The following is a 12,741-nucleotide window of genomic DNA, read 5'->3' as shown; positions in this document are numbered from 1 at the left end:
CCCGATCCCACCTTTGCCACTTGTATGGCATGTTTATTTTGGCAATAAGACCCCATGCACGGCGCGGCAAGCGAAAGGCGAATTCGAATACGATTTTCTCTCCCATCTGGCAATCATGAACTAGGTTCCCCTATGGCGACATCAGGGAAAAACCCTAACTCGGATCGGGCCTTCCCGCCGACCAATGGGCGGTTCCGATCCGGTAAATCAAGGGTCGTGCAGCCGAGAGTCGCCTCCTCATCGCATCAGGCCAAACCTCCCGAGATCCCCGAACCACCGCCCGGGATGAGCGGCGAGGGCCCGTGCGCCCCGTGCTCCCGGGCCTGAATTCGGGGGGCGATCGGGCCGCCGCAAGCCGCGGCGCCGCGTCGGTTGGGGACGGTCGCGCCCCGGCTCGTGCCGCCGGGCCAACGTCGAAAGTCCGCCCCGGAAGATTGCCAGCCTCCCAGCGACAGGATCGTTTCGGACAGACACCGAGAACCGATGCCCCTACTTATCAAGGACCGGCCCCGATGATCCCGATAGTCCCCATGCCTACGAACAGGCCCGCCCTCGCCCGCCGCCGGTCCCGGATCCGGCATCGATCGACTCTCACGCGGATCGAGTGCCTGGAAGCCCGGCAATTGCTGGCGGCGGTGGCGCTGCCCGACACCTACAACCTCGTCCAGAACAACCTCCTGAACGTCGCCGCGTCGGGGGTCCTGGCCAACGACACGCTGGCCTCGGGCAATCCCCTGTCGGTGAGCGCGAACACGACGCCCGCCAACGGGACGCTGGTGCTGGCCCCGGCGGGGACCTTCACCTATGTCCCGAACCCGGGATTCGTCGGCCAGGATCAGTTCAACTACACCGCCAGCGACGGGGTGAACACCGCCTCCGCCACCGTCACGCTCAACGTAGCAGCCAGCGTACCGATAGCATCCGTCACGGCAGGGACGCGACTGGCGAGCGTAGACACCACGAGGAGTGCCCTGCTCAACGGCCTCCTCGGCAATTTGGTGGGCGGTGGGGCCCTGTCCACCAGCGTGCTGGATAACAACGCCCTGGCCCAGGGGCAGGTCCGGGGCGGCAACCTGCTGGCGGCCTTGCAGACGAACCTCGGCCTGGCCTCGACCGACCAGGCCGCGGCGGCCGACATCACCCTGCCCCAGCTGTTCGCGGCCGCCGCGGACGCGGCCCAGGCCGAGGGGAACACGGCCCTGGTCACCGCCTTCGACAACCTGGCGCTCCAGGTCACCGGGTCGAATCAGACGATCCGCCTCGGCGAACTGATCAACGTGACGCCCAACCAGGGCGACCTCGCCGACGCGAATCTCAACGCGCTCGACCTGGCGACCGGCGCCGTCCAGCTCTTCAACTTCAAGAATGTCGCGACGACCACGGCCCCGGTCACGATCTCCGGGGCGGCGCTCGGCCTGGGCTCGGTCGTCAATAGCGTGGCGCTGTCCGCCACGGTCGTGGAGCCTCCGGTCTTCACCGTCGGCGGGGTCGGCACGACCTTCCACACGGCCGGCATCCGGCTCAAGCTCAACCTCGACCTCGTCGACCTCTCGCCCAGCACGGCCGGGCTGAACAGCCTGCTGGGCGGCGCCCTGGCCGGGCCGCTCAGCAACCTGCTCAGCGTCGATTCCAACCTGACCCTGGGCAACATCGACCTGTTCACCACGGTGGCCAGCGGGACGGGGACGATCACGGCGATCGACGCGATCAGCCGCGCCGTGACCATGCAGACGACGCCCGGCGTGGCCAATGCCTACCTCGGCACGATCAGCGACGCCGTCTTCGGCAATCGCGCCGTGCCGATCAATCCGGCCACGGACATCGGCTTCGGGACGATCGGCGCCCTGACGATCGGGACGTCCGGGCTGATCAATACCTCGGGGACCACGGCGATCCAGGCGAGGTCGTCGGCGCTGGGCGCGGCCCCGCTCGCCGGCAGCCTCGTGTTCACCCCGCCCTATCCCCAGACGCTGGTCGACGGCAGCAGCGCGGCCTTCCTGGCGAACCTGGCGTCCACGCTCGTGACCAACCTCCAGGTCCAGACCAGCGGCAGCCTGGGCCTGGTCCTCGACCCGGTGGTCAACGGGACGATCCTGCCGGTCGTCACGCCCCTGGTGGCCAACACCCTGGCCCCGGTGCTGTCCACGGTCCTGACCGGCGTGGTCGACCCGGTCCTGGACGCGGTGGGCGTCGGGATCGGCGAACTGGTGGTGACGGTGAGCAACCAGGGCCTGGTCGCCCCCCCGGCCGCCAATCCGGACGTGGCGACCACCGTCCGCAACGCGCAGGTGATCATCCCGGTCCTGGCCAACGACGCCTCGGTGGCCGGCGACACGATCACGATCACGAGCGTGACCCAGCCCGCCAACGGGACCTTGACGGTCAACCCCGACGGGACGATCACCTACAACCCGGCGGCCAACTACGTCGGCCCGGACTCGTTCACCTACACGATCACCGGGAACAATGGCACGTCGACCGGCACGGTCACGATCGCCGTCAACCCGGTCAACAACCCGCCGACGGCGGTGGCCGACACCTACCTCGTGCCCCAGAACACGCCTTTGGTGGTCGCCGGGCCGGGCGTGCTGGGCAACGACTTCGACCCCGAGGGCACGGCCCTGACGGCGGCGCTGGTGGCCGGCCCGACCAACGGGACGCTCGTCCTGAACCCGGACGGTTCGTTCACCTACACGCCCAACGCCGGGTTCGTGGGGACCGACAGCTTCACCTACCTCGCCAGCGACGGCGTCAACGCGAGCGGCCCGGCCGGCGTGACGATCAACGTCGCTGCGGCCGTCACCACCCCGACCGCGCTGCCGGACACCTATTTCGGCAACCAGGGGGCCACCCTGACGGTCGCCGCGCCGGGCGTGCTGGGCAATGACTTCAGCCCCGGCGGCGTCCCCTTGACGACGACGCTGGTGAGCACCACGACCAACGGCGTGCTGGCCCTCAGCCCGGACGGGTCGTTCACCTACACGCCCAATGCCGGCTTCGTCGGCAGCGACACGTTCACCTACCAGGCCACCGACGGGACCAACTCCAGCGGCACGGTGTCCGTGACCCTGACGATCCTGCCGGTCAACAACACCCCGACGGCTCTCCCGGACAACTACACCGGGCCGCAGGGGACCCCGCTGGTGATCTCCATCCCCGGCGTCCTGTCCAACGACTCCGACCCCAACGGCGACCCGCTCTCGGCGGTCCTGGTGACCAACGGGACCAACGGCGTGGTCGTCCTGAACCCGGACGGTTCGTTCACCTACACCCCCAACCCCGGGTTCGTGGGGACCGACACCTTCGTCTATCAGGCCACCGACGGCACCAACACCAGCGCCCCGGTCGGCGTGACGATCACGATCACGGCCGCGAGCAACACCCCCATCGCCCAGCCCGACGCCTACGCGGGCCAGCAGGGGACCTCGCTGGTGATCGCCGGGCCGGGCGTGCTGGGCAACGACTTCGACCCCAATGGTGACCCGCTCACGGCGGTCCTGGTGGCCGCCCCGTCCAACGGCGTCGTCACCCTGAACCCGGACGGTTCGTTCACCTACACCCCCAACGCCGGCTTCGTCGGCACCGACTCCTTCACCTATCTCGCCAGCGATGGGACGAATCAGAGCATCCCGGTCGGCGTGACGCTGTCCATCACCGCCGTCAACGCCCCGCCCGTGGCCCTTCCGGACGCCTATTCCGGCACCCAGGGGACCGCCCTGATCGTCCCCGGCCCGGGCGTGCTGGGCAACGACACCGACCCCAACGGAACGCAACTGACGGCCGTGCTGGTGACCGGCCCGGCCAACGGCACCCTCTTCCTGAACCCGGACGGTTCGTTCACCTACACGCCCAACCCCGGCTTCATCGGCAACGACTCCTTCGTCTACCGGGCCTCCGACGGCGTCAACTTCAGCAACCCGGTCGCCGTGACGCTGGCCATCAACGCCGCCAACGGCGCGCCCGTGGCGTTGCCGGACATCTACACCGGGCCCCAGGGCGTGCCGCTGGTGATCGCCGGGCCGGGCGTGCTGGGCAACGACACCGACCCCGACGGCTCGCCGCTGACGGCCGTGCTGGTGACCGGCCCGGCCAACGGCACGCTGGTGCTCAACCCGAATGGGTCGTTCACCTACACGCCCAACGCCGGGTTCGTGGGGACCGACACCTTCACCTACCGGGCCAGCGACGGCACCAACCTGAGCAACCCGGTCGGCGTCACGGTCGTGGTCGCGGCGGCGATCTCGGGGCCCGTGGCCTTGCCGGACACCTACACCACGCCATCGGGGAGCGGGCTGACGATCCCGGGACCGGGCGTGCTGGGCAACGACAGCTCGCCTTCGGGCACCCCGCTGACCGCGCAGCTGGTCGACGGCCCGACCGGGGGGACGTTGACCCTCAACCCGGACGGCTCGTTCACCTACACGCCCAACGCCGGGTTCGTGGGGACCGATACCTTCACCTACCGGGCCACGGACGGGACCAACTTCAGCAACCCGGTCGCCGTGACCATCGCCGTCACCGCGGTCAACGGGGCCCCGGTCGCCCTGCCCGACTTCTATAACGGGACCGAGGGCACCCCGCTGGTGATCCCCGGCCCGGGCGTGCTGGGCAACGACTTCGACCCCAACGGAACCCCGCTGATCGCCGTGCTGGTGTCCGGGCCGGCCAACGGCACGGTGACGCTCAACCCCGACGGGTCATTCGTCTTCATCCCCAACCCCGGCTTCGTCGGGAGAGACTCGTTCATCTACCGGGCCAGCGACGGGACGGCGCTCAGCCAGCCGGTCACGGTCGTCCTGTCGGTCGGGCCGGCCGCCGCGATCGCACCCCAGGCGGCGGCCGTCGCACGATTCGGGTTCCATGCCCAGCCGACCTCGTTCTACGTCCAGTTCAACACGGCCCTGGACCCGGCCTCGGCGGTCGACCTGTCCAACTACGTCCTGGTCTCGGCCGGGCGGGACGGGAGGTTCGGCACCCGCGACGACCGGCGGATCGTGCTGCGGTCGGCGACCTACGACCCGGCGACGCGGAGCGTCAGCCTGACCACCGGGACGCGGATCAACCTGAACGGCAAGTACCAGCTGACCCTGAGGGGATCCGGGGCCAACCCCTTGCGGGGGGCGACCGGACTGGCCGTGGACGGCAACGGCGACGGGATCGGCGGGGATGACCAGCTGATCCGGATCAGCAAGCTCACCCTGGCCGGCCGGGCCGACACGCCCGCCTCGCAGCGCGAGGGGCTGGCCCGGCAGATCCAGCTGGTCCGCCTCTCGCCGATGTCCGGCCGCCTGTTCGCCGCGAAAGGCCGGCTGTACCAGTCCCTCCGCCGGCTCTTCTGAGCGGGCCCGGTCTGGCCGATGCCCCATCGTCCCCCCCATCCCCCGCGCGGACCCCGGACCTCCGCCGGGGGACGCGCGGGGCGGTCGCCATTTCGATGCTCGCTATCATGTCCATACTTGCGCGATCGCCGACCCGCGGCCGGGGTCGGGAAACGGCGGTGCGGTGCTTGGCGGCCCGGCGATCGGCGATGTAGGATGGTCGCCTTCCCCCGACCCGCCCCACCTCCCCAGGACCGGACCCATGAGATCGATCCCGACCGCAGCGATCCTCGCCTTGGGGCTGCTGTCAGCCCCGCCGGCCCCGGGCCAGGTGGCCCCCCCCGCCCCGGCGGCGGCGGCCGCGCACGACTTCGCGAGATGGGAGAAGGAGATCGCCGCCTACGAGGAGGCGGATCGCCAGTCCCAGCCCCCCAAGGGGGGCATCCTGTTCATCGGCTCGTCGACGATCCGGCTCTGGAAGACGCTGGCCGAGGACTTCCCGGGCCTCCCGGTGATCAACCGCGGGTTCGGGGGGAGCGAGATCGTGGATTCCACCCACTTCGCCGACCGGCTGATCTTCCCCCACGAGCCGAAGCAGATCTTCCTCCGGGCCGGCGGCAACGACATCCACAACGGCCGCACCCCGAGGGAGGTGGCGGACGACTTCGCGGAGTTCGTCCGCGTGGTCCACGCCCGGCTCCCCAAGGCCGAGATCCTGTTCATCGGCAACAGCCCGGCCCCGCTGCGGTGGGGCCAGTCCGACAAGTATCGCGAGCTGAATCGGCTCGTCCGCGAGATGGCCCTGGGTATGCCGCGCGTCGGCTTCGTGGACACCTTCGAGATGGTCCTGGATCGCGACGGCCAGGCCCGGCCCGAGTTGTTCGTCAAGGACCGGCTCCACTTCTCGCCGGAAGGCTATGCCCTGCTCCGGGAGCGCGTCCGGCCGTTCCTGGCCCGCTAGGCGGCGAAGGAGGCCGCCCGCACGACCGGGGCGTCAGCGACGGCCGTACCGCCGATGCCCGGCCTTCTGGTAAGCTGGTGGTGAACCCGGCCTCCGACCCCGGACCGATGCGCGATGGAGCGACTTGCCCGATGAGGACGAAGACGGCCGAGCCCGGGGGGCTTCGGAAGTATGGCATCGCCGCGCTGTCCGCGCTCATCGCTTTCATTGCGACCGCCGGGACCTGGCCCCTGCTGAAGCCCACGCCTTGGGCCCTGTTCTTCGCCGCGGTGATGGCCGCCGCCTGGAACGGGGGGGCGTGGCCGTGGATCCTGACGATCGCCGCGTCGGCGATCGCCGGGCATTACTCGTTCATCGAGCCCTACGGCTCCTTCTCGCCCGGAGGGGAGGGCCTCGCCCCGACGGCGGCCTTCGTGATCGTCGCGTCGCTGATCGGGCTGATGGCCTCGGCCCGGAGGAAAGCCGAGGCGACCGAGAGGGCCGGGCGCCGGCGGTTCCAGACGACCGTGGAGAGCATCGGCGACGCCGTGATCGCCGTGGATGCGTCGGGCCGCGTCAGCTTCATGAACGCGGTCGCCGAGGCGATGACCGGCTGGGACCTCGATGCGTCGCGGGGCCGGCCGCTCGATTCCGTGTTCGCGATCATCGACGAGTCCACGCGCGAGGCCGCGCCCAGCCCGGTGGCCGGGGTCCTGGAGACGGGACGCCCCCAGGGGCTCCCGGGGCGCACGACCCTGATCTCGCGCGACGGCACCGAGCGGCCGATCGACGACAGCGCCGCCCCGATCCGCGACGACCGCGGCGAGATCGCCGGGGTCGTCCTGGTCTTCCGCGACGTGACCGAGCAGCGGAAGGCGACGGATGCCCTCGCCGAGAGCGAGGAGTTCAACCGCCGGGTCGTCGAGAGCAGCGTCGACTGCCTGAAGGTCCTCGACCTCGACGGCCGGCTGATCTCGATGAACGAGTACGGCTGCCGGCTGATGGAGGTCGAGGACTTCGCCGCGTGCGCGGACCGGGAGTGGCTCGACTTCTGGCCGCCGGAGGCCCGGGAGACGGCCCGACGGGCCCTGGACGAGGCCCGGGGCGGGCGGATCGCCAAGTTCCAGGGCCCCTGCCCGACCGCGAAGGGCACCGAAAAGTGGTGGGACGTCACCCTTTCCCCGATCCTCGGCCCGAACGGCAGCCCGACGCGGATCCTCGCCGCCTCCCGCGACATGACCGAGGCGAAGCGGGCCGAGGCCGAGATGCTGCGGCTCCGCGAGGAGGATCGCGAGGCGGACCGGCGGGCGGTGCGCATCCTGGAGAGCATCACCGACGGGTTCTTCTCGGTGGACCGCGACTGGCGGTTCACCTACGCCAATCCCCAGGCCGAGCAGATCCTCGGCCGCACGCCGGGCGACCTCCTGGGCAAGGTCATCTGGGACGAGTATCCGGGGCTGGTCGGGAGCGACTTCGAACGGGCGTATCGCGAGGCCTACGACGGGCGGGAGGTCGTCCCGCTGACCTCGTTCTACCCCGACCACGGCCGATGGTACGAGGTCCACGCTTACCCGGCCGCCGACGGCATCTCCGTCTACTTCCGGGATGTCAGCGAGCGGCTGCGGACGGACGAGGCGCTGAAGCGGAGTGAGGAACAGCTCCGGCTGACGCTCGAATCGACCGAGCTGGGCTCGTGGCACTTCGACACCGCGACCGAAGGCTTCGTCGTCGACGATCGGTTCGCGGCGATCTTCGGCCTGTCGACCGACCGGCCCGCCCAGGAGACCATCCTGGCGATGATCCACCCCGAAGATCGGCCCGGGGTGCAGGCCGCGATCCGGGCGGCGATCCGCGGGGTCGACCCGGAGCCCTATGCGATCGAATTCCGGGTGATCCGGCCCGACGGGGCCGTCCGATGGGTCTTCGCCAAGGGCAAGGCGATCCACCACGACGGCCGGCTCCGGAGCTTCGACGGGACCATCAACGACATCACCGAGCGCAGGGAGGCCGAGCAGCAGCTCAAGGCGAGCGAGGAGCGTTACCGGACCCTGTTCACCGCCATGGACGAGGGGTTCTGCATCATCGAGGTGCTGTTCGACGGGCAGGATCGCCCGTTCGATTACCGCTTCCTGGAGATGAACCCGGCCTTCGAAGGCCACACCGGGCTGCGGGACGCCGAGGGCCGGACGATCCTGGAACTCGCCCCCGAGCATGAACCGTTCTGGATGCAGGCCTACGGCGAGGTGGCCCGGACCGGCGAGCCCTTGCACCTGGTCCACGAGGCCCGGGCGCTGCACCGCTGGTTCGAGGTCTCCGCCTTCCGCCACGGCGACCCCGAAGGCCGGAGAGTGGCCGTCCTCTTCAACGATATCACGACCCGGGTGCGGGCCGAGCAGGACCGCGAGCGGCTGCTCCGCGAGGTCCAGACCGAGCGGGAGCGCCTGGCCGACGTGATCCGCCGGTCGCCGTCGTTCATGACGATCCTCCGGGGCCCCGACCTCGTCTTCGAGCTGGTCAACGAGCGATACAGCCAGCTGGTCGGGCATCGCCAGGTGGTCGGGATGAAGGTCCGGGACGCGCTGCCTGAGATCGAGGGGCAGGGCTTCTTCGAGGCCCTCGACCGCGTCTACCGGGACGGCGAGCCGGTGGTCGGCACCGACTCCCGGGTCATGCTCGCGGGCCGGCCGGGCGAGCCGCTCCGGGAGCGATACCTCGACTTCGTCTTCCAGCCGATCCGCGACCCGGACGGGTCGGTCTCGGGTGTCCTGATCCACGGCGTCGACCTGACCGAGCGGAAGCACGCCGAGCAGGAGCTCCGGGCCAGCGAGCGGCGGTTCCGGGAATTCGCCGACACCGCCCCGGCCATGCTCTGGGTGACCGAGGCCGACGGCCGGTGCACGTTCCTGTCCCGGGGCTGGTTCGAGTTCACCGGCCAGGATCCGCAGCAAGGCCTCGGCTTCGGCTGGCTGGAGGCCGTCCACCCGGACGACCGCGAGCGGTCCGGCCGGCTCTTCCGCGAGGCCAATCGCGACCAGCGGGATTTCCGCTGCGAGTACCGGGTCCGGCAAGTCGACGGGAACTACCGCTGGGCCATCGACATCGGCCGGCCCCGCCGGTCCCCGGAGGGGGAATACCTCGGCTACGTCGGGTCGGTCATCGACGTCGACGACCTGAAGCATGCCGAGGAAGACCGCCGGTCCAGCGAGCGGAAGCTGAAGTTCGCCCTGGAAGCCGGGCGGATGGGGACGTGGGACCTGGACCTGGGCTCCGGCCGGCTGACCTGCTCGGACGCCTGCCGGGCCAACTACGGCCGGAAGCCCGGCGAGCCCTTCGACTATGACGATCTGGCCGCCTCGGTCCTGGAGGAGGACCGGGCCTACTGGCGGCAGACGATCGCCGACGCGATCGGCCTGGCGGCCGACTTCCAGATCGAATACCGCGTCCTCTGGCCGGACGGCTCCCTGCACTGGGTCCAGGTCCGGGCCAGCTGCTCGACCGACGCGGCCGGGGAGGTCAGGTCGCTCACCGGGGTCTCCTTCGACATCACCGATCGGAAGCGCGCCGAGGAAGAATTGCGGTCGAAGACCGAGCGGGTCAACCTCCTGGTCGAGAACATCAAGGACTACGCCGTCATCATCAGCGACCACCGGGGCACCATCGTCGAGTGGCAGGGCGGGGCCGAGCGGATCACGGGATATCCCCCCGCCGAGGCCATCGGCCAGTCCCCCGGCCTGATCTTCACGCCCGAGGACCGGGCCGACGGCATCCCGGAGAAGGAGCTGGCCAAGGCCGCCGAGCTGGGCCGCGCCGAGGACCGGCGCTGGCACATCCGGCGGGACGGGTCCCGGTTCTATGCCGATGGCGTGATGACCGCCCTCTATGACGAGGACGGGAGCCTGAAGGGATTCGGCAAGGTCTTCAAGGATGCCACCGGGGCCAAGGAGGCCGAGGAGGCCACCGTCCGCAGGGCCTCGCAGCTCCAGAAGCTCGCCGAGGTCGCCACCCGGATCAATTCGGCCCACGACGTGAACTCCGTGATCGGCGTGGTCACCGGCGAGGCCCGGAGCCTCCTGAACGCCCGCCACGCCGCCACCAGCATGACGCTCGACCCCAACCACCCCCAGCCGATCAACGTCGTCTCCAACTCCGCCGGCCTCGCGCCGGGCGTGCCCCCCCTGCTCATCGAGGGGCAGGACGACCTCGCGGCGATGGGCTCGGAGAACGAGGCGGTCCGGCTCACCCGGGGGGAGATCGACGCCGACCCGCGATGGAGGGCGCTCCGGGATCGGGCACCCGAGTCGACCGGCAACGGGTGGCTGGCCGCCCCGCTCATGGGCCGCAACGGCAAGAGCATGGGCCTGATCCAGCTCTCCGACAAGGCGGACGGGGATTTCACCGTCGACGACGAGGCCATCCTCGTCCAGCTCTCGCAGCTCGCGGCGATCGCCATCGAGAACGCCCGGTTGTACCAGGAACTCCGCAGCAACGACGAGCGCAAGGACGAGTTCCTCGCCATGCTCGCCCACGAGCTGAGGAACCCCCTGGCGGCCATCGGCAACGCCGTCCTCCTGTCGTCCCGGTCCGACGCCAAGGAGCAGCACGACTGGTCCAACCAGGTCATCAGCCGCCAGATGCAGCACCTCTCGCGGCTGATCGACGACCTGATGGACGTCTCGCGGATCACGCGCGGCAAGATCGCCCTGCGGAGGGACGTGATCGAGGCCACCCCGATCCTGGAGAGCGCCGCGGCCACGGTGCGGACCCTCGTCGACGAGCGCAAGCACACCCTGGAACTCGACATCGACCGGGGCAAGCTCTGGGTCGACGCCGACCCGACCCGGCTCGAACAGGTGGTGGTGAACCTCCTGAACAACGCGGCCAAGTACAGCGAGAACGCCGGCCGGATCGTCCTGTCGGCCTCCGCGGAAGGGGACGAGATCCTCATCGGCGTGAAGGACAACGGGGTCGGCATCCCCCCCGAGCGGCTCCCCGAGATGTTCGAGCTGTTCGCCCAGGGGACCGCTCCCTGGCCCGGTCGGAGGGGGGCCTGGGGATCGGCCTCACCGTCGTCAAGAAGCTCGTCGAGATGCACGGCGGCACGATCGCGGCGCGGAGCGACGGCCCCGGCCTCGGCAGCGAGTTCCTGATCCGGCTCCCCCGGGCCGGGGCCCCCTCCGTGGAGTCGGCCCGTCCAAAACGGCCGGAGTCCGAGCCGGCCCGCAAGCTCAAGATCCTGATCGTCGACGACAATGTCGACACCGCCCGGGGGATGGCCCGGCTCATGAAGCTCCTCGGCCACGAGGTCGCCACCGCGCACGACGGCCTCGAAGCGATCGAGGTGGCCCGCCAATTCCTGCCCCGATTCATCATGCTCGACATCGGCCTTCCCGGCATGAGCGGCTACGAGGTCGCGGCCAAGCTCCGGCGCGAGCCGTGCGGCAGCGACGCGCTCATCGTCGCCGTCTCCGGCTACGGCCAGGACGAGGACCGCCGGAGATCCCGCGAGGCCGGCTTCGACTACCACCTGACCAAGCCCGTCGATCACGACGCCCTCCTGCAGCTGCTCGCCAACGGAGCCGACGCCACGGCCTGATCCGACCCCGGTTCCCCGGCGGGGGGACCTTGCTAGAATCCAATGGGTCGCGGCGACGCCCGCCGCCGGCCATCCGCCCGGCCATCCGAGACGCCCATGAACGAGAATCAGCCGCCGCAATCGACCCCGGGAGGCGGGGGGAAGCCCGCCCCCATCTCGAGGTCCGAGGCCATCCGGAGGGCCCTGGCCGCGGGGTTCGAGGGGGCCGACGAGGGGACGGCCTACCTCCGCCGGGAGTTCGGCATCGAGATGTCGACCAGCCTCTTCCTGGCGGCCAAGGCCACCGAGCGCAAGAAGGGCTGGGCGAAGGGCGGCAAGCCGGGCCGGAAGGCGAAGCAGGCGGCGGACGCCGGGCCTGCCCCGGGCGGGATCGACTTCAACTTCGAGGATGAGGACGATCCGGACGGCTGACCCCGGCGGGGCGGTCAGTCGCCGCCCCGCATCGGGTTGCGGGCGAACGCGTACTCGTCCACCACCCGCCCGCCCACGATGTGCTCGTCGATGATCCAGTCGAGGACCTCGGGCGTGACCGAGTGGTACCAGGTCCCATCCGGGTACACCACCAGCAGGGGGCCGCTCCGGCAGAGGCTCAGGCACTCGACCTCGGACCGATAGACGTAAATCCCGGCCTCCTGGAGCTTGCGCAGACGCTTGTTGAGCCGCTTCAGCGTGTCCTTGCGGGCCTCCCCGTCGCAGCAGCTCTTGCCGATGCAGAGCAGGACGTGGCGGCCGTATCCGCCCCGGCCATCGACGGAGATCCCCCGGGAGATCGCCTTCCTGGTCGCCTTCCTGCCGGCTTCCGCCGTCTCTTCGTCCACGCTCGGCCTCGGGTCGATCCGGGCAGCCGGGGCGCATCGGGTTCGTCGGCGACTCCCCTGCCCCGGCCCGAA

At 70.3% G+C, this 12,741-nt stretch carries 6 protein-coding genes; 5 read left to right on the top strand and 1 reads right to left on the bottom strand.

Translation table 11 applies throughout. The annotated features are described in order from the left end of the window. The first annotated feature begins 530 nt into the window (after positions 1–530). The 5 genes from TA3x_RS11685 (at position 531) to TA3x_RS11665 (ending at position 12,262) form a co-directional block, all read left to right on the top strand. Entirely contained in the window at positions 531–5,339 is a 4,809-nt protein-coding gene (locus TA3x_RS11685) for an Ig-like domain-containing protein (protein ID WP_435021367.1), read from the top strand. Between the two features lie 241 nt (positions 5,340–5,580). After that, entirely contained in the window at positions 5,581–6,279 is a 699-nt protein-coding gene (locus TA3x_RS11680; RefSeq protein WP_435021366.1) for a GDSL-type esterase/lipase family protein, read from the top strand. Between the two features lie 131 nt (positions 6,280–6,410). Beyond that, positions 6,411–11,405 (top strand): PAS domain S-box protein, encoded by a 4,995-nt coding sequence (locus TA3x_RS11675; RefSeq protein ID WP_435021364.1) that lies wholly within the window; start codon positions 6,411–6,413, stop codon positions 11,403–11,405. Further along, complete coding sequence (locus tag TA3x_RS11670) at positions 11,306–11,851, top strand: response regulator (protein WP_435022346.1); 546 nt, start codon at positions 11,306–11,308, stop codon at positions 11,849–11,851. Before TA3x_RS11675 ends, TA3x_RS11670 begins: the two co-directional genes overlap by 100 nt. 96 nt (positions 11,852–11,947) lie before the next feature. Next, entirely contained in the window at positions 11,948–12,262 is a 315-nt protein-coding gene (locus TA3x_RS11665) for a hypothetical protein (RefSeq protein WP_435021362.1), read from the top strand. Positions 12,263–12,276: 14 nt separating this feature from the next. Here the strand turns inward: TA3x_RS11665 and TA3x_RS11660 are convergent, their stop codons facing one another. Next, entirely contained in the window at positions 12,277–12,669 is a 393-nt protein-coding gene (locus TA3x_RS11660; protein ID WP_435021360.1) for a (2Fe-2S) ferredoxin domain-containing protein, read from the bottom strand. Between the last annotated feature and the right edge of the window lie 72 nt (positions 12,670–12,741).

This window comes from Tundrisphaera macrotermitis, assembly GCF_051175315.1.
GTDB lineage: Bacteria > Planctomycetota > Planctomycetia > Isosphaerales > Isosphaeraceae > Tundrisphaera.
This window is presented reverse-complemented; position numbering and strand designations above follow the sequence as displayed.

Coding starts and splice junctions, on each gene's coding strand:
- TA3x_RS11685 (WP_435021367.1), top strand. CDS start 531: ATGCCTACGAACAGGCCCGCCCTCGCCCGCCGCCGGTCCCGGATCCGG.
- TA3x_RS11680 (WP_435021366.1), top strand. CDS start 5,581: ATGAGATCGATCCCGACCGCAGCGATCCTCGCCTTGGGGCTGCTGTCA.
- TA3x_RS11675 (WP_435021364.1), top strand. CDS start 6,411: ATGAGGACGAAGACGGCCGAGCCCGGGGGGCTTCGGAAGTATGGCATC.
- TA3x_RS11665 (WP_435021362.1), top strand. CDS start 11,948: ATGAACGAGAATCAGCCGCCGCAATCGACCCCGGGAGGCGGGGGGAAG.